Here is a 21,612-nt window from a genome sequence, read left to right on the forward strand (position 1 = left end):
CGGGCGCCGAAACACGGGATCGGTCAGGGCCGCACCCCGGCGCCACCGGAAGCGGCACCATGGGCCACGGCCTTGGCGGCCACACCATTGGACTGGGGTTTGGCATCCAAACCCGATTCCTTACGCTGTTGCTCGGTGATCGGCGCCGGCGCGTCGGTGAGCGGGTCGACACCACCGCCCGTCTTCGGGAACGCGATCACCTCTCGGATCGAATCCATTCCGGCGAGCAGGGCGGTGATACGGTCCCAGCCGAAGGCGATACCGCCGTGCGGAGGTGCGCCGAAGGCGAAGGCGTCCAACAGGAAACCGAACTGTTCCTGCGCCTCCTCGGGGCTGATACCCATCACCTTGAAAACGCGTTCCTGCACATCACGGCGGTGGATGCGGATACTGCCGCCACCGATTTCGTTGCCGTTACAGACGATGTCGTAGGCGTAGGCGAGCGCCGAACCGGGATCGGTGTCGAAGGTGTCCATGGACTCCGGTTTCGGTGAGGTGAAGGCGTGGTGCACCGCGGTCCACGCCGAATACCCCAGGGCCACATCGCCGCTCGCGGTGGCGTCCTCGGCCGGTTCGAACAACGGCGCGTCCACGATCCACACGAACGACCACGCCTTCTCGTCGATCAGTCCCACCCGCCGGGCGATCTCCACCCGCGCCGCACCCAACAGCGCGCGCTGCGCCTTGGGCGCACCGGCGGCGAAGAACACGCAGTCACCCGGCTTCGCCCCGACATGCGCGGCCAGCCCGTCGCGTTCGGCGTCGTTGATGTTCTTGGCGACCGGGCCGCTCAGGGTCCCGTCCTCACCGACCAGTACATAGGCCAGCCCCTTGGCGCCGCGTTGTTTCGCCCATTCCTGCCAGGCATCGAGTTGCCGCCGCGGCTGGCTCGCACCACCGGGCATGACGACCGCGCCCACATAGGGGGCCTGGAACACCCGGAACGGGGTGTTGGCGAAGAATTCGGTGCATTCGGTGATCTCCAACCCGAAACGCAGATCCGGCTTGTCGGTGCCGAAACGCCGCATGGCCTCGGCGTAGGTCATATGCGGAATCGGAGTGGGGATTTGGTATCCGATGAGTTCCCACAGCGCGACGAGGATCTCCTCGGCCAGCAGGATCACATCCTCCTGGCGAACGAAACTCATCTCGATGTCGAGCTGGGTGAACTCCGGCTGCCGGTCGGCGCGGAAGTCCTCGTCGCGGTAGCACCGCGCGATCTGGAAGTAGCGCTCGATACCACCGACCATCAGTAGCTGTTTGAACAGCTGCGGGCTCTGCGGCAGCGCATAGAAATTCCCCGGCTGCAAACGCGCCGGAACCAGGAAGTCGCGGGCGCCCTCCGGGGTGGACCGGGTGAGCGTCGGGGTCTCCACCTCGACGAACTCGTGTCGGGCCAACACGGCGCGGGCGGCGGCGTTCACCTTCGAGCGCAGCCGGATCGCATGCGCGGGTCCTTCTCGACGCAGATCCAGGTAGCGGTGTTTGAGACGGGCCTCTTCACCGGGCTCGTCGTCGAGCTGGAACGGCAGCGGCGCGCTCTCGTTGAGCACCTCCAGTTCCTGCACGTTCACCTCGACGGCGCCGGTCGGCAGCTCCGGGTTCTCGTTGCCCGCGGGACGCTGCTCGACCACCCCGACGACGCGCACACAGTATTCCGCGCGCAGCCGATGCGCCTGTTCGGCGGCCGCGCCCTCCCGGAATACGGCCTGCGCCACGCCCGAGGCATCGCGCAGATCGATGAAGATCACGCCACCGTGGTCACGCCGCCGAGCCACCCAACCGGAAAGGGTGACGGTCTGACCGACGTGTTCGCTTCGCAGCGAACCGGCCAAGTGGGTGCGCAGCACGGGATTCCTTTCGACGGATGTGGCACCGGAACGGCCTTCCGGGTCGGATGCCATCGTAGTGAGACGCGCCGTCCGGGCGGAAACCGATATCCGTTCGGACCATACCGACCGTGCCGAGGCGCCCCCGGACGGGTCGTGGCTCGCCGGACACGTCATGGATAGAGTTTCGGCATGACCTTCAACGAGGGTTTGCAGATCGACCCGAACCGCGCCTCGTCCGGCGGACCGGGTATGGGCGGCAAACTGGCATTGGGTGGCGGCGCGGGTGGTCTGATCCTCCTGGTGATCACACTGTTGATGGGCGGAGATCCCGCGTCGGTGCTCGGCCAGTTCACCGGCACCCAGGACCAGCAGATCGAGTCCGGGACGCAGGGCACCCCGGAACACTGCCGGACCGGTGCGGACGCCAACCGATACGTGGACTGCCGGGTGGTGCTCACCGCACAGAGTCTGGATGCCGTCTGGGCGGAAGAGCTACCGAAGCAGACGAGAGTGAACTACGTCCCGCCGAAGCTGCGGCTGTTCTCCGGTGCCGTCGCCACCGGTTGTGGAAACGCCACCAGCGATGTCGGCCCGTTCTACTGCCCGGCCGACAGCACCGCCTATTTCGATGTGAGTTTCTTCCAGGAACTGGTGGATCGATTCGGTTCCAGTGGCGGACCGCTGGCGCAGGAATACGTGGTCGCGCACGAGGTCGGTCATCATCTACAGACCCAACTCGGCGATATCGGCCGGGCGCAGCGCGATCCACGAGGCGCGGAATCCGGCGCCGTGCGCACCGAACTACAGGCCGACTGTTATGCGGGCATCTGGGCCCACTATGCCGACAAAACCCCGGCGCCGGGCGGGGCCCAGCCGTTCCTGCAGCCGCTGAGCGATACCGATATCCAGGATGCCCTCTCGGCCGCCTCGGCGGTCGGCGACGACCGCATCCAACGCGCAGCACAGGGCCGGGTCAACCCGGAGGCCTGGACGCACGGCTCGTCTCAGCAGCGCCAACGCTGGTTCCTCGCCGGATACCGGAGTGGCCGGGTGGCCGCGTGCGATACCTACTCCGCCCGGGACCTGAACAATCCCCCCGCACTGCGCTGAAGACATGTGACCGACCCGACACCGAACGCGGCCCGCTCTCCGATCTCGGAGCGGGCCGCGATTCGTTTCGGCACCCTCGGGCCGCGTCCGCGCTAGTACTGGAATTGGTCCTGGGTGTAATCGTCGTCCGCATCGAGGTCCATACCGCCGATGACCTGCGGTGTGGATTCTCCGAGCGGTCCGGTGAGATCGTCGTCGCCGGTGCGGCTCCGATACGCCTCGACGGTGCGTGAATGTTCCTCGTCGTTGGAGCGCTGCCCGGCCGCCGCGGCACCCGGGCCGCCCATGAACGAACTCGACGCCGGGGTGGTCGAGGGCGTACCGGGCAGCCCGGCGGTCATTCCCGGGCGCAACACACCCGGCGCCATCGGGTTCCCGGATGTGCCGGGGGTGGACGGCGTACCGGGCACGCTCGGAATACCACCGACGCGCCCCGGACTACCGGGAACGCCCAGCGCCCCCAGTGAGCCCGGACCGCCGGGCGAGCCCGGTGTGCCGGTACTCAGTCCGGCCGTGGTGGTCGAGGGAGTTCCGAGGGAGGAGGTGAGCGGGGATTCCAGCCCGGCCGCCGAGGTCATGACCTCCTTGGCCTGCGACAGGATCGGTTCGCCGATGTTCTGCGCGACGGCTTGGGCGGCCTCCGCGGCCTGCGGAGCCTGGGGGCCGAGCAACTGACTCACCAGCCCGTTCAGTTCCGCCGTCTTACCGGCCAGATCACCACGAGTGAGATTGACCACCCCCACGGCCTGGCCGAGATGTTCGGTGGCCGAGGCGATCAATGCGGTCTGCGCGGGCGGGGTCAGGATCACCGGTGACAGCGCCACGGCCTGGGTGGCGAACGACGATGCGATGGCGGTCAGCTGCGCATTGCCCTGCTGCACCACCGCGGCCGCGCTCTGGGTGAGCGCGGAGATATCGATTCCGCGCTGGCTGGTCTCCAGACCGGCGGCGTGGGCCTCCTGTCCGGCGGTCTGCGCGGTATTCGCGGCCTCGCTCTCCCACACCTGGCCGAGAGCGGCCAGACTGCTCTTGCCGACGCTCATGGCCATTTCGATGATCTGGGACGATTGGTTCAGGATCGCGGTCGGATCCAGAGCGCCGATAACCCCGGTGCCGAAGCTGTTCAGCAGATCGAGAATCGGTTTGAACAGCACATCCACCCCCGGCAGCCCGGACAGCGCCGCGCCGCCGAGCAGCGCCCCCACCGGATCTTCCGGCAGCGCCGGAAGCGCGGCGGGCGCCGTGGTCGCGCCGGATGCGGCAGATGCCGCTGCCGCGGCGGCGGCCGGAGCGTTGCCGAGCAGACCCTGCGCCTGGCCGAGCACGCCCTCGGCGATTTCACCGGCGGGTGCCGAGATCTGGCCGATCACGGCGGTCGCGTCCCCGGCGAGCTCCGCGGCCTGCTCCACCGCACCGGACAGGATGTCCTGCGCGTCCGGCGTCTCGGACCCGGCGGATCCGGACAGACCGGGCAGACCGCCGAGCGGGGAACCGGTCGCCGCGGGTGTGTCCTCGACGATCTTGCGGGACAGCAGGAATTCCGGCGGCTCGATCGGCGGCAGGTCTTCGGGAAGCTGCGGTAGCGCGAGATTCTGTATCGCCAGTGCCGGATCGGGCATCATCGCCTGGGCGGCGGCCGTGTGATCACCGGCCGGAGCCACCGCGCCCTCGCCCATCGAAGAGCCGGTGATCCGTTCGAGCCGGGATTCGATGACCCCGGAGGTCGCGGCGGAATCCAGCGGTCTCATAGGGCACCGCCGATCCCGCCGGCGATATCGGCGACCGCGGCTCCGAGCGAGCCGGCATTGCCCAGATCGGTGCCGTCGTAGTTGGCGGCGGAGCCGAACGCCGCCTGCGACAGCTGTTGATACTTGGCCGACAGATCGTTGATATCGCGGGCCTGGAGCACCTGCGCCGCGGCGAACATGGCCAGATAGTCGGCGCCGATCAGTCCGAACACCGGTGTCAACGCGGCGACATTGGCCACCGCGTCGAAATTGCCCGCCCCCGCGATATCACCGGCGATCCCGGCATTGGTGGCGCCGAACGCACGCAGCGCCTCGGTCTCTACCGAGAGATCACTCATCGAGCTCCCCCCAACGGTCGTCGTGAACTGTGTGTCTCCGCACGCAGGAGCGGTTGCCGTTGTGCCATACCGCCTGCCCTGCCGCATCTTTACGGCTGCGACCCGAATATAGCCCACCGGCACGACCGTTCACGAGCGATCGCCCGCCCATCAACTAGAACGTGTTGCAATTTAGAACAGGTTCTATATTCTCGTCCTCATGAAGGTCGCAGTGACCGGCGCAGCCGGCTACCTCGGTACGAACCTGCTCCCGTTGCTGGTCGAGCACGGTCACGAGGTGGTGGCAATCGATCGCCTGACCCCGCACCGACCCGCGAAACCGAATGTGACCTGGGTATCCGCCGATGTCCTCGACCCCACCGCCATGCGTTCGGCCCTGGACGGCGCGGAAATCGTCTACCACCTCGTCGCCGTGATCACTCTGGCCGAACGCAACGACCTGGCCTGGCGGATCAATACCGAAGGAGTCCGGGTGGTGGCCGAGGCCGCCCATGCGGTAGGCGTGCGCCGCCTCGTCCACGCCAGTTCCATCCACGCCTTCGACCAGTACGGCTGCGGTGGGCGAATCGATGAAGAGTCGAGCCGCTCGACCGATCCCACCCTCCCGGTCTACGACCGCTCCAAATGGGCCGGGGAAAAGGAACTGCGCGCGGTGATCGATCGCGGCCTGGACGCGGTGATCTGCAATCCCACCGGCGTCTTCGGCCCTCGTGACAACGGCACCCCGCTGTCACGGATCAACCGCTATCTGCGCGATGCCGCCCGCGGCCGGATCCCCGCCATGATCGATGGCGGTTTCGACCTCGTCGATGTGCGCGATATCGCCCACGGGCTCGTCCTGGCCGGGGAACACGGCCGCACCGGCGAGAACTACCTCCTCGGCGGCGAGATGATCTCGATGATGGAACTGTGCCGCCGCACCGCCGCCCACGCCGGGAAGAAGGGTCCGCGATTCTCCATTCCACCGCGCCTGATCTCCGGCCTCATGCCGGTACTGGAACCGATCGGCGCCCGACTGGGCACCGATGTGTTCTCCCGGGCCACGCTCGGCGCCCTGATCTCCGCCCCTTTGGTCGACCACGGCAAGGCCACTCGCGAACTCGGTTACCGGCCGCGCCCGCTCGACGAGACACTGCGCGATCTCGTCGCCTTCTTCGCCGGATCGCCGACACCGCGTAGCGATACCGCCACGGCGGGTTGACAGCCCATAGAACGCGTGTTCGACTGATCGAGTGCGGTGGCAGAGCCAGACCCCGGACGGCGACGACGGCGCTTTGCCCGGCCTCGACCGGGCGATGTTCACCCGAACCGTACGCACACCGGAATTCGCCGGCATCACCTTTCACGAAGTGCTGTGCACGAGCGCGCTGAACAGGCTTCCGGAGAAGGCGAATTCGCCGTTTCGGTGGACGATCGACCCGATGCGCGGTTGTTCCCATGCCTGCCGCTACTGTTTCGCCCGCGACTCACACGAATCCCTGGACCTCGACGCCGGAACGGATTTCGACAGCCGGATCGTGGTGAAGACCAATATCGTCGCGGTGCTGCGCCGCGAACTCTCCCGACGGTCCTGGCACCGGGAACCGGTGGTGCTCGGCACCGATACCGATCCCTACCAGCAGGCCGAGGGCCGGTATCGGCTGATGCCCGGAATCATCCGAGCTCTCACCGATTCCGGCACTCCGTTCTCGATCCTCACCAAAGGCGCTCTGCTACAACGGGATCTACCGCTACTCACCCTGGCGGCACGAGAAGTGCCGGTACACATCGGCATCTCGCTGGCCATGCTCGACGCGGAATCGCATCGTGGCCTCGAACCCGGCGCGCCCACACCCCGGTCCCGACTGGACCTGGTGCGCGCCCTCACCGATGCGGGCTTCGCGGTGAACGTGATGGTGGCGCCGGTCATCCCCTATCTCACCGACGGCCGCGACCAACTCGACGCACTGTTCCACGAGATCGCCGCGGCCGGTGCGGTGTCGGCAATCGTGTTACCGATGCACCTGCGCGGCAGCACCCGCGATTGGTTCCTGGGCTGGCTGGGCGAAACCCACCCCGCACTACTGCGCCGCTACCGACAGCTCTACCGCACCGGAGGGCAGGTCGCACCGGAGTACGCGACCTGGCTGCGGAAACGGGTCGATCCGCTACTGGCCGAGCACGGCCTGTGCCGGGAGGAACCGGACGAGGAACCGCCGAGGCCGGAACCGGCACCGCAGGCCGAAGCGCAACTACCCTTGTTCTCCTGACCTCGATCCCGGACGGCTCCACGGACCGGCCCCGGCCCACCGAAGACCCACCGAATCACCCGGTCATCCGGCGCGCACGGGCAGGTGAGCGGCAACTCGTATGCCGACACGCGCATACCCGGCACACCGCCCCATCGGGGGAGTACTTTGGCCACTGGCAGCGCTCTTCAACGAGGAAGTGAAGCACGCGTATGGTTTCGCAGCACAACGATATCGACCACGCCGACGGCACCACTGCCGCCGCTGTTCGAAATGACGGCGGCGCAGCGGCTCTGGACCGTGTGGTCATCCGCTTCGCGGGCGATTCGGGTGACGGTATGCAGCTCACCGGGGATCGCTTCACCCACGAGGCGGCGGCCTTCGGCAACGATCTCGCCACCCAACCCAACTTCCCGGCCGAGATCCGGGCCCCGCAAGGCACGCTGCCCGGCGTGTCCTCGTTCCAGATCCAGATCGCCGATCACGACATCCTCACCGCCGGCGACCAGCCCGATGTGCTGGTGGCGATGAACCCGGCCGCGCTGAAGGCCAATATCGACGATCTGCCGCGCGGCGGCACGATCATCGTCAACACCGACGAGTTCACCGGCCGCAACCTCACCAAGGTGGGCTATTCCTCCGATCCGCTCGCCGACGAGAGCCTCGCCGATTTCGTCGTCCATCGAGTGCCGATGACCTCGCTGACCCTCGCCGCCACCGAGGCCACCGGTGTCGGGAAGAAGTCGGGTCAGCGCGCCAAGAACATGTTCGCGCTCGGGCTGCTGTCCTGGATGTACGGGCGGCCGATCGGTGGCACCGAGCGGTTCCTGCGGGAGAAGTTCGCCGCCACCCCGGAGGTCGCCGAGGCCAATGTGCTCGCCTTCCGGGCGGGTTGGAACTACGGCGAGACCACCGAGAGCTTCGCCACCACCTACGCGATCGCCCCGGCCGCGCTGCCACCGGGCACCTACCGTCAGATCACCGGCAATACCGCGCTCGCCTACGGCCTGATCACCGCGAGCTCGTTGTCCGGGCTGCCGTTGTTCCTCGGCACCTATCCCATCACCCCGGCCTCCGACATCCTGCACGAGCTGAGCAAGCACAAGAATTTCGGCGTCACCACCTTCCAGGCCGAGGACGAGATCGCCGGTATCGGCGCCGCCCTGGGCGCCTCGCTCGGCGGAGCGCTGGGCGTCACCAGCACCTCCGGGCCGGGCCTGGCCCTCAAGAGCGAGACCATCGGGTTGGCGGTGATGACCGAACTGCCGCTGGTGATCATCGATGTGCAGCGCGGTGGACCGTCCACCGGTCTCCCGACCAAGACCGAACAGGCGGACCTGTTGCAGGCGCTGTACGGCCGCAATGGCGAGAGCCCGGTGGCGGTGCTCGCCCCGCGCTCGCCCGCCGACTGTTTCGCGACCGCGGTGGAGGCCGCCCGGATCGCGCTCACCTACCGCACCCCGGTGCTGCTGCTGTCCGACGGCGCCATAGCCAATGGATCGGAACCCTGGTCGATCCCTCGCGTCGAGGACCTGGAACCGATCGACCCCGGATTCGAACCGCCCGCCGACGAGGACGACGACGGCTCGTTCCGCCCCTACGCCCGCGATCCGGAAACCCTGGCCCGCCCACTGGCCGTTCCGGGCACCAAGGGCCGCGCGCATCGGATCGGCGGGCTGGAGAAGGCCGACGGCAGCGGTGATATCTCCTACGACCCGGCCAACCACGATCTGATGGTGCGCCTGCGCCAGGCCAAGATCGACTCGATCGAGGTGCCCGAGACCGAGGTCGACGATCCGGACGGCACCGCCGAAGTGCTGCTGATCGGCTGGGGCAGCTCCTACGGACCGATCGGCGAGGCCTGCCGCCGGGTGCGCAGACGCGGGGTGCCGGTCGCCCAGCTGCATCTGCGGCATCTGAATCCACTACCACCGAATCTCGGCGAGGTGCTGCGGCGCTACCGCACTGTGGTGGCGCCGGAGATGAACGGCGGTCAGCTGGCCATGCTGCTGCGCGCAAAGTACCTGGTCGATGTCCGGCCATGGACGAAGGTCGCGGGTACGGCGTTCTCCGCCCAGGAGCTCGTCGGCGTGATCGACGCGGCGCTGGACGGTTCGATCGCCGAACTGGAACAGGACAAGGCCTTCGCCGCCAGGGCGCGGGCGACCTATCGCACGGACGGGGGCTCCCGATGACGATTATCGAAACCTCGCTGCTCGGGACCGAGCTGGGCATAACGCCGGTATCCGGGACCTCGGGCGTACCGGCCGCGGACGAGCCGCAGAAGGCCAAGGACTTCACCTCCGACCAAGAGGTGCGCTGGTGCCCCGGCTGCGGTGATTACGTCATCCTGGCCACGGTGCGCGGTTTCCTGGCCGACCTGGGACTACGCCGGGAAAACCTCATGTTCGTGTCCGGGATCGGCTGCTCGAGCCGTTTCCCGTACTACCTGGACGCCTATGGGATCCATTCGATCCACGGCCGCGCTCCGGCAATTGCCACCGGACTCGCGGTCACCCGCCCCGACCTGTCGGTATGGGTCGTCACCGGCGACGGCGACGCATTGTCCATCGGCGGCAACCATCTCATCCACGCGCTGCGCCGCAATGTGAACATGACGATCCTGTTGTTCAACAACCGGATCTACGGGCTCACCAAAGGCCAGTACTCCCCCACCTCGGAAACGGGCAAGGTCACCAAATCGACGCCCATGGGGTCGGTGGATCACCCGTTCAACACCCTGTCGGTGGCATTGGGCGCCGAGGCGACCTTCGCCGCCCGGGCCCTGGACTCCGATCGCAAGGGCCTCACCGAGGTGCTGCGCGAGGCTGCCGAGCACCGCGGCACCTCCTTCGTGGAGATTCTGCAGGACTGCCCGATCTTCAACGACGGCTCCTTCGATGTGCTGCGCCGCGGCGACAGCGAATCGCGACTGATCCGGCTGCGACACGGCGAACCGCTGCGGTTCGGCGCGGACGGAGAGTTCGCCGTGGTGCGCAAGGGCTTCGGACTGACCGTCGCCCGCACCGACGAGGTGTCCGCGGACGAGATCATCGTGCACGACGCGCACTCCGACGACCCGGAGTACGCCTACGCGCTGTCCCGGCTCTCCGACCAGGACCTCGCACACGTGGTCACGGGCATATTCCGCGCGGTGAACCGCCCGACCTACGACGACGGCGTTCGCGCTCAGCTCACGAGCGCGCGCGAGACGAAACCCGTCACCGAGGGGTCCCTGCAACAGCTGCTCACCGGGCCGGAAACCTGGACCGTCACCGGGTAGCGACCGCCCCGACATCGACGTATGGCCGTAACCGGGTCGGTGCTCGCACACCGGCCCGGCTCAGGACAGCCGGGCCACCTCCGCGTCGGTCAGCACAACCGGAGAGATGTAGTCCCGGTCACGGACCAGGACGACGGCCCGATACAGCGGTCGCTCGGCGAGCCCCGCGTCCCGGGCCTCGGCGCGGAGTTGACCCACCAGCATCTCGGCGACCGCGAGCGCGGCGGCGAGCGGGCTCGCCGTCAGCGCATCGGCCAGGGCGCGTAGGCCGAGCAGATGCAGTTCCCGTCCGCTGCCCGCGTCGGTGTACATGGCCAGCGGAACGATCTGGCTGTCGGGGCCGGCGGTGATCCGCAGCGCGATCCGGCTCAATCGCGCCGGGTAGACCAGTATCTCCGCCCCGGTGGCCTCGGCGATCGGGATCACCCGTTCCCGCAACAAGGTCCGGGCGTGCAGGGTGGTTCCGGACAGCCAGATCCGCCGCCGGCGCAGGGCCAGGGCGTAGACCGCCGTCGGCGCCCCAACCGCCACGCCGACCGGGATGCCGAGGCTCCATCCCGACACGATGCCCACGAGCAGCGCCGCGCCGATACCCACTCCCAGGCCCGCCAGCGCCAGCCGGCGCAGCGCCGGGGCGTACAGCTCGGGGGCGACCAGGTCCAGTCCGATCCGGTGTTCCGGTTCAGACCCTGGGGTGGGTGCTGTCACGACGGTGCATTCGGTTCGGGGAACGGTTTCCCCGAACCGTACTATTCGTCGTCCGCCAGCGCCGCGACAATCGTGCCGACCGTACTGTCGATCGGGATCTGACGCTGCTGTCCGGTGCGCATGTCCTTGAGGCCGATGCTGTGCTCGGCCAGGTCCCGATCGCCGAGGACCAGCGTGAACCGGGCGCCCGACCGGTCGGCCGCCTTCATCGCGCCCTTCACCCCGCGTCCGCCATAGGCCAGGTCCACCCGGATACCCGCCGCCCGCAACTGTGCAGCCAGCACCACCAGGCGCTGTTTGGCGGTATCACCGAGCGGAACCCCGTACACCTCGCAACGCGCCGAATCGCCCGCCGTCACACCCTCGGCCGCCAATGCCAGAACGGTGCGGTCCACCCCGAGACCGAAACCGATACCGGACAGCGCCTGGCCACCCAGTTCGGCCATCAGACCGTCGTAGCGGCCGCCGCCGCCGATACCGGACTGGGCACCGAGGCCGTCGTGCACGAATTCGAATGTGGTCTTGGTGTAGTAGTCCAGACCCCGCACCATCCGCGGGTTCACCGCATACGGCACGCCCAGTGCATCGAGGTGGGCCAGTACCTGCTCGAAGTGGGCCTTGGCGGAATCGGAGAGGTGGTCGATCATGAGCGGCGCCTCGGCCGTCATCTCCCGCACCTCGGGTCGTTTGTCGTCGAGCACCCGCAATGGATTGATCTGCGCCCGTCGGCGGGTCTCCGCGTCGAGTGGTAGCCCGAACAGGAATTCCTGGAGTCGTTCCCGGTACTGCGGACGGCAGGTCTCGTCGCCGAGCGAGGTGATCTCCAGCCGGAAACCGGTGAGACCGAGGCCGCGGAACCCGGCGTCGGCGACCGCGATGACCTCGGCGTCCAGCGCCGGGTCGTCGATACCGATGGCCTCCACGCCGACCTGCTGCAACTGGCGGTAACGCCCGGCCTGGGGGCGTTCGTACCGGAAGAACGGACCGGCATAGCAAAGTTTCACCGGCAGCTGTCCGCGATCGAGTCCGTGTTCGATCACCGCGCGCATCACCCCGGCCGTGCCCTCCGGACGGAGGGTGACACTGCGGTCGCTACGGTCGGAGAAGGTGAACATCTCCTTGCTCACCACATCGGTGGATTCACCGACACCGCGGGCGAACAGTTCGGTGTCCTCGAAGACCGGCAGCTCGATATGCCCGTACCCGGCGAGTCGGGCGGCGCGGATCAGTCCGTCGCGAACCGCGACGAATTCGGCCGAGCCCGGCGGCACGTAGTCCGGGACGCCTTTCGGGGCGGAGAAGCTGCTGGTCTTGGTCACGATGATCCAGTTTCCCCCACCGTGCCCGATCAAGTCCAACCGGTTACCGCGAAGCGGGGGCGCGGCGGACACGGACCGCCCCGGCGGAACTGATGGGATGCGCCCGAGCGGAGATGGCAGACTCTGGGGCACGTCCCGTAGGTCACGGTTGCGACACCGAGCAGACCCGGGGACACGCTGTAGCCGATGTATCAGACCAGGAGCGTCCGACCGGACCCGATATCCGGTCGCCGCACGGGAGGAACGTGGTAGTGCCGAGCAACGAACAGCGCCGAGCGGCGGCGAAACGCAAGCTGGAGCGTCAGTTGGCCAACCGTGCCGCACGGGAGCGCAAGCGCAAACAACTCACCGTCGCCGGATCGGTGCTCGGCGTCATAGTGGTGGCGGCCGCGATAACGGGCGTGTACTTCCTCACCCGGGGCGACGACGACGCCGATACGGCCGCCGCATCCACCACCCCGGAGGCCTCGCTGTCGAACACCCCCCTGGCGGCGCCGCCACCGGCTCCGGTGGCCAAGCCCGCCACGGTGAACTGCACCTACCGTCCCACCGGTCCCGCAGCCAAACCGGTGGACCCACCGCGCACCGAGGGGATCCCGACCGCCGACGGCAATGCCACGCTCAGTATCAGCGTCGAGACGAATCAGGGGCCGCTCGGACTGACGCTGAACAACGCGCAGTCGCCGTGCACGGTGAACAGCTTCGCCAGCCTGGCCGGTCAAGGCTATTTCGACGGCACCGACTGCCACCGACTCACCGAAGGTGAAGGGCTGAAGGTATTGCAGTGCGGCGATCCGACCGGGAGCGGCACCGGCGGCCCCGGCTACGAGTTCGACAACGAGTACCCCACCGACCAGTACGCGCCCGGCGATCCGGCGCTGCAGCAGCCGATCGGCTACCAGCGCGGCGTGCTCGCCATGGCCAATGCCGGTCCGGGCACCAATGGCAGCCAGTTCTTCATCGTCTACGGCGATTCGATCCTGCCGCCGAACTACACGATCTTCGGCACCGTGGACGAGACCGGTCTGCAGACACTGGACAAGATCGCCGCACTCGGCCAGGACGAATCCAACGGCCCCGGCGACGGTAGGCCCCGGCAGCCGGTAACCATCCAGACGGTACGCATCGACTGACCCCCACCGGCGGCGGACGTGCCGACACCGGTTCGCCCGCCGCCGACCATCCGGTTAGGTGACCCTTACACCGCAGAAGGTTCGGCCGTCGCACTCGCGGGCCGGAATTGTGCGGTTTATGCTGATGGAGCGGCATTACGGCCGATTACGGTCGGGCGTGTCGGGTAATCTCGGAACACGGAGTGCGCGTGGCGAAATCACCTTGTTCGGATTGTCGCCGACAGCGTGCGGGTCGCGACGAGGCGCCACATCATCCATAGTGATCACCGCAGCATCGGGGAGCAGACATGTCCGAGGAAATCGACGACGTCGGCCGGGAAACCGCGGCCATGCTGAGGACAATGTTGCAGATCGCGACCCTGGTCGCTCTCAAAACCCGGGAACGCGGTCAGCGTGAGGCCGAGGCGCGCGTCAAACTCACCGAGGCCCGGCTCAAGGAGGCCCGGGAGTTGCAGATCCGCGAGGCCCGGGAGGCCAAGGCCAGAGATCCGCGCAATCAGGAACTGGCCCAAATGCTTTCGCGGCCACTACCGGATACGGCCGCCCGAATCGCCCCGCATCGGGAGGAAGGGGCCTATCGCGGGGTGTCGCTGGAGAAGGACCGGTTCTCCCTCTCCCAGACCGTCGAGGCCTTCGCCGAGGCGGCGTCGGGAGGGAAGGACGAACAGCCCGGCATCAACTACGACTCCGTGGAACGCCGGACCGCTCTGGCCGCGCATCTGGCACGGATCGGCGTCGAACCCGAGCTCGCGGCGGCACGCATGCTCGTCGAGGTCGGTCAGGCCAAACCGGCATCCGAGGCGGCGCGCACCCGCCCCGAATACGCACCCGCTGTGCAGCGGGCGCGAGAGCAGGAGCTGGGGCGCGGTCTCGAACGCACGCGCTGACAACGGTTCACGAACGGCCCGACCGCACCCGCCCTCCGCGGGCGCTCGGGCCGTTCGCCGTTCCCGGCTCCCACACCCCATCGAGATCGAATCGGCCGGACCTCGACTCACCCGTGCAATGGCAACTCGCTGTAGTCCGGATCGCTGAACAATCCCTCGGGCGGTGCCGTCAACGGCAGCGGACCCAGCATGTCCTTGTGTCCGTTACGGACACTGCAGTATTTGAACGGCCCACGCGGGTCCAACAGGACCTTCATATGCGGATCGGCGTGGTCGAGCAACCAGACACTCATCCCGGTGGCGCTGTCCTGACGCAAATGCTCCCAGGCCCGCCACAGGGCATCCAACCGAACCAGGGCCTCGGGATGCTTCCACCACTCCCGGCACCAGACGGTATCGCTGAGATCGCTGACCTGCCTGCGGTACAGGACACTCAGATAGTTCTCGACGAACTCCACCACATCGCTGTAGATCGTCGCTCTCTCCACACCCGGTGGTTGCGGCGCGTGCCCCACTTCCGGAGCCCGCCTTACGTTCTGCGCTTCCGGCGCATGCGTTTCGGTCACAGTGGACGCTCCTCGATCGGTCCCTCCGGCTTCGCTTCCGGCGCCGGCGTCGATTTGACCAGCGCCGGAGAGCCGATCACATCGGTGATCAACGTCTTCCGTTGCGGATCGTGCTGTTCGATGGACTTCTTCACCGCATCGCGGTACGGGCCCTCCCACCAGGGCACGGTGCGCACGAGCACCGGCGGCGCACCGGACGAGAAAACGATGGCCCGGCCACGCGGTAGTGTCGCCAATGCCTGCACGGTGAAGGTCTTCGAGGACCCCAGCGACCGGGAATAGCTCTTACCACCCTTGGACTCCGACACCGAGGCCGAGATCGACGAGTGCTCACCAATGGCCTCGGAACGTTCGCGCAGGAAATTGGTGTCGTCCACCCCACTGCCGAGCACCTTGACATTGGCGGCCGACCACAATGCGTTCATCCCGTCGTCACCCCAGCAGCGCGCTCCCTGGGCCCAGGACTGCAGGACCGTCATGACCACGATCCCCCGCGAACCGAAGTGGCTGTACTGCTTGGGCAGGTCCTTCCAGCGAACCACGTTCGCCGCCTCGTCGAGCACGGCCAACAACGGGATCGGCAATCGACCGCCCGCCGAATGCGAGGCCTTGCGCATGGCCACGTCGATCACGGCCTCGGTGAGCGCGCTCACCAACGGGGACGCCGAGCCGCGCCCCTCGAGGGAAAGACTGTAGAGGGTGCCGTTGCGTTCGATGAATTCCAGTTCGTCGAACTGGCGCCGGTTCTCACCGGGTGTGATCCACGGGTGCACGTTCCGCAGTTTCAGGCAGCGACACATCTTCTTGGCCGTGCCGAAGATACCGCTTCGTGTCCGCGGGTCGGCGTTGTACTGCGAGGACAGACCGGACGCGGTGTAGTCGTGGCCGGCATTGCGCAGCAACTGGATCGGCTCGATGTTCTGCGGATCGGTCACCCACTCCCACACCTGGGTGATATCCCGATTGCCGATGGCGGCGGCGAGGAAGAGCCCGGCCAACAGGTCCTCGGCTTCCGGGTCGAAGAAGGCGTCGGTCTTGGCATCCGAACCGTCGTCACCGTCGGCGAAATGGCCGGCCAACCGGGCCGCCCGCATTTCGCAACCCTCACGGCGCACATCCACCCAGTCCAGGGGATTCCAGTACCAGCCGGGTTCCTCACCCGCGACGCCCTGCGGGTCGAAGACGAAGGTGGGGCTGCCTTTGGATTCGCGCACATCCCGGGTCGCGTCCACCACATCGCGTTTGTTCGAGGTGGCCAGCACCGGGCCGATCGCGGCGAGAATGGCCGGAATGACCCGGGAGGTGGACTTACCCTGCCGCGGACCCCAGATGTCCAAGTGCAGATCCTCGTAGGAACCGTAGAGCATCACACCGTCGGCGACGCCGATACCGATCGGCACGCCCGGCGCGTCGTCGTAGCCGAGTTTCACCCCCAGCTGGTTCGCCTTCTCCCGCACCCCGGCCTCGGTGAGCGAGGCGATGGCGCCACCGTTGCCCATCACATCGGCCTTGTCGTCGACGGAGAGCCGTCCCTGGCTCTGCCGCGCCTTGATCCGGCGCCGCATCCAGACGCCCACCACCCCACCGATGATGATCAACAGCAGGACCGCGGTCGCCCCGGCCGGCCAGCGAATGGTGCCCCGCAGCAATCCGATCAGGATGGCGATCGGATTGAGCGGCATGTTCTGCGGACGGACCGCGAACAGATTGCCCAGTTGCAGTGACACCCACAGAACGGCGATCGCCGTGCCGCCGATCGCGAGCAGGACAAGGGTGCCGTCGGGCCCGGGGACGGCCGGGTCCTTCACCGGTTTCTTCTTCGCCATACCTGCCTCCTGAACAATCCGTACGCAAAAGCCCTGTCAGCGGAAGCCGTCGAGCCGCCAGCCGCCGGGAGTGCGCACCACGGTGGCGATAACGGTGGTCGGGGGGAGCGCTTCCGCACGCCCGTCCGGGTAGACGACGGTCTGCTCGATACCGATCTTGAACTGCGCGACATTCGGGTCGGCGGCGGTGGGCGGACGCTCCCCCGATGCGAAGGTGAACGCATCCACCCGCGCACCCGCGGCGGCCCATTCACCCCAACGCAGTGTGGTGCGTGGCCCCTCCGCGCGGGAGGAAGCGTCCAGCACGCGAAGCAGGCTGGGACCCAGCCATTTTCGAGCCCGTGCCAGTGATGCGTTCTGGTCCTCGGCGGCCGGTCGCCAGGTGAAGATCTCCCGCAACGCCGCCACCGCGACACCGTCGGGCGTACTCGGGTCGGGTGCGGGAACGGCCTCGAGCCGACGCGCCGTCGATACCGCCGGCCCTGCCTCCGAACCCGTGGTGTCGTCGACGGCGCCGCACGCACTCAGTATTGCGATACCCGATACCAGCGTCACCATCAGCCCCGCATCCGCCGACACCCGATACATCCAGGCTAACCGCCCGAATCGGCGAAACGGCGCCGATTTTCGCGTGTTCACAGCACCCTCCTCGCGCGCGCATCGCCGGGAACTGCGGTTTCCCCCACACCACCCGGGGAATTCGCGTCGGCCTCCGGTGCGGCGTGGATCATCCGCCCGTTTCCGATGTAGATGCCGACATGCGCGGGACCGCGCAGTCCGAAATCACTGAACACCAGATCACCGGGCCGCATGGCGCCGAGTGACACCTCGGTGCCCACCTCCCACTGCTGTTCGGCCGTCCGAGGCAACGAAACCGTGCCGGACGAGGCGGCGAATACCGCGGCCGAGGTCAGGCCCGGGGCGTCGAGCCCACCGCCACTGGGTCCCTGGGGACCACCACCACCCCAGACATAGGGGGTGCCGAGCCAGTCGCGTGCGGCCCGCACGATCTGCTCGCCCGCCTCACCTTCCTCCGGTACGAAACGGCCCTGCGCACCCGGTGTCCGATACTGCGGCTCCATGGCGAGGATGGCGGCCACATACGGCTGGGTTTCCGAATAGTGCGCGGCCACCTGATTCGGCATACCGCCGGAGGCGAGGACCGCGCCCTCACCGGCGTTGTAGGCGGCCAGGGTCAAGGCCACCACATCACCGCGGACCCGCCCTTCGGCGATCCACCCCGACACCTTCTTCGCGAGCGCGCACATATAGCGTCCCTGACCGACGATGGCGTCCCCGTCGTCCCATACGCTGGCGATACCGTTGCCGTCGGCATCGATCACATACGGCTGCCCGTCTTCCGGATCGATACTGGTGGCCGTGCCCGGCAAGAACTGCGCCAACCCCTGCGCCCCCGCGGGCGAGGTGGCGCCACGACGGAAACCGGACTCCTGTCGCCCCTGGGCGGCCAGCAGCGACGGGGTGATCTCCGGGCACAGCGACCCCGCACGCCGATACCACAGTTCGAGCTCCGGCGGCACCTTCCCATCGGCCAGCGCCCCACCCGGTGTGCCGAACCCGCGCACACAGCGCGGATCGGTCGAATGCGCCCGCGCTCCACCGATATCCGGAGTGGGCGCGCCGTCCAACCAGGGGACGGGGTCGATCTGCCGGCCCCCGGTGAACCGCCCGCCCGGCACGATCTCGAAATGCAGGTGGGGTCCGGTGGATTCGCCCGCCGAGCCCACCTCCCCGATATGTTGGCCCGCCCGCACCACATCACCGACCCGCACCAGCACCCCGCTGTCCCACATATGGCCGTACACGGCCGAAAAGGACCGGCCGTTGCCGGGGTCCACGGAGTCGATGACGATCCAGTTCCCGAAACCCGAGGCGGGACCCGCGGCCACGACCACCCCGTCGGCGACCGAGAAGATCGGTGTGCCGTCGGGGGCGGCCAGGTCGATGCCCTTGTGCCCGCCGTCGCGGGAGCCGAAAACATCGGAGATGCTGTAGGTTCCCGCCGCCATCGGCCAGACCCGACCCAATTGCTCGGCACCCGCCGCCAAGGACGGCGTGTCGGTCACGGTGGGCTTGGGAGTATGCGACCCCAAAACGTCCGAATCCCCCAACGACCCCCCGTCCGCGCGCGGATCACCCGGCGGATAACCCCCCAACGGCGGCAACTCCCCTTGCGGGCCGAGCACCGTCCCGCCCTCACACGGATCGTCCACCGCGGGCAGCACGATCACCAGCACCACCGTCATCAGACCGAGGACCACGCCCAATGCCGTCCACAGCATCGAGCGGGCGTTCACGGCTCCTCCGGGAAACTCACGTGCGACGCCGCGTTTCGTTGAGGGTCTCGGCCAGCGCGCGATTCATCTCCGCCGCCGCGGCCAACTGCTGCTGCAGTAGCGCGACCTTGCGCCGCAGAGCGGCCGCGTCCAGACGTTCCAGGCCCGGCCCCTCGGCGGCCCGGACCCAGTTGCGAACCGAATTGGTGTGCACACCGATCTGTTCGGCGACCACCCGACACGCTTCCGATTCGCTGCGCAGCTTCCCGGTGAGCGCGAGTACCTGCTCCACCGCGGCAGCACGGACCTCCGGCGATACTCTCCGATACGACCGGTGCGGCATCACAACGCTGTCCCACCCGTCGTATCTCTTTCATCCGAAACCATCGCGTTGCGGCCCGGATACGCGGTGAACTCCTCGAACCGCTGGTTGGTGTCGTGGATTCCGCTTTCCCGTTCCGCGGCCGTGAACTCCATGTGGAACGGGATACCCGGGCGACGATCCTCACCGATCTTCAGCAGGAACTTGCCGGTGCCCGGTGGTGAGGGCCGCTGTTGTCCGGGTTTGAGCGCCTCACCGGTGAGCGCTTGTGGGGCGGACCATCCGGTCACCATCTCCTCCTCGGCGGATGTGAACGGAACCGTGCTGTCCAGGCGTTTGATCTCCTCCGCCGGTAGCGCACCGAAAATCTTGGCGCGTGCCCGTTCGAGGAAGCCGAGCGCCTTGGCGATCGCCGCTTCCGAGCCCAGTGCTTGTAGGTCCTTGATGGTGTGGCTGATCATGATCAGCGCCGTGGCGATACCGCGCTGCAATCGGGTCAGCTCGTCCACCCGGTCGACCATGAAATCGCCCAGGCCGAGCACCTGCCACAGCTCGTCCATCACCACCTGGAAGTACCGCTGCGGCGCCAGCCCGGCATCGGTGAGCGTATGGGCCGCCTCGACGGCGGCGAAACCATCGGCCCAGCAGGCCAACATAACCGCGGCCTTGAGTTTCTTGTCGCCTTGCGGGATATGGGAGACATCGATGCAGACCGCGACCGCGTCGGTGTCGATCGGCACCGAGGTCTGGCCGTTGAACACCGCCCCGAACGGCCCCTGGGTGAGAGCGCGCAGCGACCGACGCAGTCCCCGAATCGCGTCCTGGTATTCGATCGGATCGTCGGCGCCCGCGTCGAGCATCAACTGCTGCCCGCCGTCCACGATCACCTCCAGCAGGTTCTCCATGATGGGCGGCTTGTCCGGCGTGTAGCCGCTACCCGGCTCGTAGAGGATGCGCAGTGCGGTGGAGATGAGTGTTTCCTCGTAGTCGCGCACCCGCTCACCGCGTACCAGTTCCACCAGACCCGCAATGAGCGTCACCTGCCGGGCCCGCAGATCCTGCAGCACCTGTAGTTGCAGATCGGGCCGGTGATCCAGGCGCGGCACGATAGTGCCGAGCACACCCGCGGCCAGCGGGTTCAGTTTGCCGTGTCCGTACCCGAGGTCGATCACCTGTCCGCCGACCAGCTCCACCAGCTTGCGGTAATCGGGTTTGACATCGGCGAGGATCAAGGGCGTGATGCTCTGCGCGATACCGCCGAGCACGATCCGACGCACCAGCGAGGATTTACCGAACCCGTTCAGCCCCAGGACGAACAGGCTGGGCGCGGTGATGAAACTCCCACGCATGAACCAGTTCATCGGATCGAAGCACACCGGCGCGCCGGTGTGCAGATGGGAACCGAGCGGGGTGCCGATCAACGGCGCGCCCGCGCCCACCGACCACGGCCACAGTCCCGCCACCTGTGCGGTGGTGGCACGGTATTCGACCGTCCGACCGATCACGTTCATCCGACCACCGCCGGGACCCAGATAACCGCGCGGGGTCAGTTGGGCGACCTGACGATCGAAACCGTCCTCGATGGCCTGTTCGGCCCGCGCCGCGTAATTGCGGCGGCGGAGATCGTCGGTGTGTATGCGGAAGGTCGCCCAGGCCGCGCGCAGCCCGGAACCCTCCCGGCTGATCGTCTCGTAGCGGGCCCGGGTGGCATCGTCGAGCAGAGGTGGACCGGACTGGCGGCGTTTGTCCGCGCGGGCCTTCGCCCGCCGCGCCGCCCGATCGAATTCCCCGGTGCCCATGGCCCGGTCGGCGGCCTTGTCGAACTTGACGGGCCGCACGTGCGTACGGGCCCGGCTCCCACCGGTATCGAACGGATCGGCGCCGGCGTGCGGTGTTGCCGCGCGGCGACTCCGATGGTCGGCACGTGAGCGTTCGACGACTTCGCCGCGCCGAGGTCGACCGGTCGGGGACTGCTGCCGTTCCCGTACGGATGGCTCGTGCTCACGTACCATTAC

General features: G+C 67.7%; 18 protein-coding genes. 7 read left to right on the forward strand and 11 right to left on the reverse strand.

Annotated elements, in window-relative coordinates:
- Positions 1-23: 23 nt before the first annotated feature.
- On the reverse strand, positions 24-1,850 hold the full coding sequence (gene aspS / locus ON32_RS12935) for an aspartate--tRNA ligase (protein WP_051133222.1): 1,827 nt from the start codon (positions 1,848-1,850) through the stop codon (positions 24-26).
- Between the two features lie 171 nt (positions 1,851-2,021).
- On the opposite strand from aspS, the gene ypfJ reads away from it, so the two are divergent.
- Complete coding sequence (gene ypfJ / locus ON32_RS12940) at positions 2,022-2,942, forward strand: KPN_02809 family neutral zinc metallopeptidase (RefSeq protein WP_040791078.1); 921 nt, start codon at positions 2,022-2,024, stop codon at positions 2,940-2,942.
- Positions 2,943-3,034: 92 nt separating this feature from the next.
- On the opposite strand, the gene ON32_RS12945 is transcribed toward ypfJ, so the two are convergent.
- Both ON32_RS12945 and ON32_RS12950 read right to left on the reverse strand, forming a co-directional pair.
- The gene (locus ON32_RS12945; RefSeq protein ID WP_040791079.1) at positions 3,035-4,690 is read right to left on the reverse strand and encodes a hypothetical protein; all 1,656 of its coding nucleotides are present in this window, start codon (positions 4,688-4,690) and stop codon (positions 3,035-3,037) included.
- Positions 4,687-5,028, reverse strand: a complete 342-nt coding sequence (locus tag ON32_RS12950; RefSeq protein WP_040791080.1) for a type VII secretion target — start codon at positions 5,026-5,028, stop codon at positions 4,687-4,689. Before ON32_RS12950 ends, ON32_RS12945 begins: the two co-directional genes overlap by 4 nt.
- A gap of 199 nt (positions 5,029-5,227) precedes the next feature.
- Between ON32_RS12950 and ON32_RS12955 the strand changes: the two genes are divergently transcribed.
- From ON32_RS12955 to ON32_RS12970, 4 genes are all read left to right on the forward strand, one after another.
- Entirely contained in the window at positions 5,228-6,229 is a 1,002-nt protein-coding gene (locus ON32_RS12955; protein WP_040791081.1) for an NAD-dependent epimerase/dehydratase family protein, read from the forward strand.
- Positions 6,230-6,260: 31 nt separating this feature from the next.
- Positions 6,261-7,277, forward strand: a complete 1,017-nt coding sequence (locus ON32_RS12960) for an Rv2578c family radical SAM protein (protein ID WP_040791082.1) — start codon at positions 6,261-6,263, stop codon at positions 7,275-7,277.
- Positions 7,278-7,468: 191 nt separating this feature from the next.
- The gene (locus tag ON32_RS12965; RefSeq protein ID WP_217998053.1) at positions 7,469-9,451 is read left to right on the forward strand and encodes a 2-oxoacid:acceptor oxidoreductase subunit alpha; all 1,983 of its coding nucleotides are present in this window, start codon (positions 7,469-7,471) and stop codon (positions 9,449-9,451) included.
- The gene (locus tag ON32_RS12970; protein WP_040791083.1) at positions 9,448-10,539 is read left to right on the forward strand and encodes a 2-oxoacid:ferredoxin oxidoreductase subunit beta; all 1,092 of its coding nucleotides are present in this window, start codon (positions 9,448-9,450) and stop codon (positions 10,537-10,539) included. Before ON32_RS12965 ends, ON32_RS12970 begins: the two co-directional genes overlap by 4 nt.
- Positions 10,540-10,599: 60 nt before the next feature.
- Here ON32_RS12970 and ON32_RS12975 read toward each other — a convergent pair whose 3' ends face one another.
- Together ON32_RS12975 and hisS are read right to left on the reverse strand one after the other, a co-directional pair.
- Positions 10,600-11,247 carry a hypothetical protein gene (locus ON32_RS12975; RefSeq protein WP_051133180.1) on the reverse strand — a complete coding sequence of 216 codons (648 nt, stop codon included), beginning with the start codon at positions 11,245-11,247 and terminating at the stop codon, positions 10,600-10,602.
- 41 nt (positions 11,248-11,288) lie between these two features.
- Entirely contained in the window at positions 11,289-12,566 is a 1,278-nt protein-coding gene (hisS, locus tag ON32_RS12980; RefSeq protein ID WP_040791292.1) for a histidine--tRNA ligase, read from the reverse strand.
- Positions 12,567-12,817: 251 nt separating this feature from the next.
- Here hisS and ON32_RS12985 point away from each other — a divergent pair, with 251 nt between their 5' ends.
- Entirely contained in the window at positions 12,818-13,699 is an 882-nt protein-coding gene (locus ON32_RS12985) for a peptidylprolyl isomerase (RefSeq protein WP_040791084.1), read from the forward strand.
- 287 nt (positions 13,700-13,986) lie between these two features.
- The gene (locus ON32_RS12990) at positions 13,987-14,586 is read left to right on the forward strand and encodes a hypothetical protein (RefSeq protein WP_040791085.1); all 600 of its coding nucleotides are present in this window, start codon (positions 13,987-13,989) and stop codon (positions 14,584-14,586) included.
- Positions 14,587-14,693: 107 nt separating this feature from the next.
- On the opposite strand, the gene ON32_RS12995 is transcribed toward ON32_RS12990, so the two are convergent.
- From ON32_RS12995 to ON32_RS13020, 6 genes are read right to left on the reverse strand one after another with little or no spacing between them, the layout of a single operon-like run.
- Positions 14,694-15,152 carry a DUF4913 domain-containing protein gene (locus ON32_RS12995; protein WP_245551002.1) on the reverse strand — a complete coding sequence of 153 codons (459 nt, stop codon included), beginning with the start codon at positions 15,150-15,152 and terminating at the stop codon, positions 14,694-14,696.
- Entirely contained in the window at positions 15,149-16,978 is a 1,830-nt protein-coding gene (locus ON32_RS13000; RefSeq protein WP_051133181.1) for a type IV secretory system conjugative DNA transfer family protein, read from the reverse strand. The genes ON32_RS12995 and ON32_RS13000 overlap by 4 nt, the downstream gene beginning before the upstream one ends.
- A gap of 36 nt (positions 16,979-17,014) precedes the next feature.
- Positions 17,015-17,617 (reverse strand): hypothetical protein, encoded by a 603-nt coding sequence (locus ON32_RS13005; protein WP_245551004.1) that lies wholly within the window; start codon positions 17,615-17,617, stop codon positions 17,015-17,017.
- Entirely contained in the window at positions 17,614-19,296 is a 1,683-nt protein-coding gene (locus ON32_RS13010) for a peptidoglycan DD-metalloendopeptidase family protein (RefSeq protein WP_040791086.1), read from the reverse strand. Before ON32_RS13010 ends, ON32_RS13005 begins: the two co-directional genes overlap by 4 nt.
- Positions 19,297-19,312: 16 nt before the next feature.
- Positions 19,313-19,618 carry a transposase gene (locus ON32_RS13015; RefSeq protein WP_245551005.1) on the reverse strand — a complete coding sequence of 102 codons (306 nt, stop codon included), beginning with the start codon at positions 19,616-19,618 and terminating at the stop codon, positions 19,313-19,315.
- Positions 19,618-21,609 carry a putative type IV secretion/conjugal transfer ATPase gene (locus ON32_RS13020; RefSeq protein WP_083874415.1) on the reverse strand — a complete coding sequence of 664 codons (1,992 nt, stop codon included), beginning with the start codon at positions 21,607-21,609 and terminating at the stop codon, positions 19,618-19,620. The genes ON32_RS13015 and ON32_RS13020 overlap by 1 nt, the downstream gene beginning before the upstream one ends.
- Between the last annotated feature and the right edge of the window lie 3 nt (positions 21,610-21,612).

The sequence above is a fragment of the Nocardia paucivorans NBRC 100373 genome, from assembly GCF_000308675.1.
GTDB classification, from domain to species: domain Bacteria; phylum Actinomycetota; class Actinomycetes; order Mycobacteriales; family Mycobacteriaceae; genus Nocardia; species Nocardia paucivorans.

Bases quoted from the DNA above. Each gene is read 5' to 3' on its own strand.
- ypfJ (WP_040791078.1), top strand. From the start codon at position 2,022: ATGACCTTCAACGAGGGTTTGCAGATCGACCCGAACCGCGCCTCGTCC.
- ON32_RS12945 (WP_040791079.1), bottom strand. From the start codon at position 4,690: ATGAGACCGCTGGATTCCGCCGCGACCTCCGGGGTCATCGAATCCCGG.
- ON32_RS12950 (WP_040791080.1), bottom strand. From the start codon at position 5,028: ATGAGTGATCTCTCGGTAGAGACCGAGGCGCTGCGTGCGTTCGGCGCC.
- ON32_RS12955 (WP_040791081.1), top strand. From the start codon at position 5,228: ATGAAGGTCGCAGTGACCGGCGCAGCCGGCTACCTCGGTACGAACCTG.
- ON32_RS12965 (WP_217998053.1), top strand. From the start codon at position 7,469: ATGGTTTCGCAGCACAACGATATCGACCACGCCGACGGCACCACTGCC.
- ON32_RS12970 (WP_040791083.1), top strand. From the start codon at position 9,448: ATGACGATTATCGAAACCTCGCTGCTCGGGACCGAGCTGGGCATAACG.
- ON32_RS12990 (WP_040791085.1), top strand. From the start codon at position 13,987: ATGTCCGAGGAAATCGACGACGTCGGCCGGGAAACCGCGGCCATGCTG.
- ON32_RS13000 (WP_051133181.1), bottom strand. From the start codon at position 16,978: ATGGCGAAGAAGAAACCGGTGAAGGACCCGGCCGTCCCCGGGCCCGAC.
- ON32_RS13015 (WP_245551005.1), bottom strand. From the start codon at position 19,618: ATGCCGCACCGGTCGTATCGGAGAGTATCGCCGGAGGTCCGTGCTGCC.
- ON32_RS13020 (WP_083874415.1), bottom strand. From the start codon at position 21,609: ATGGTACGTGAGCACGAGCCATCCGTACGGGAACGGCAGCAGTCCCCG.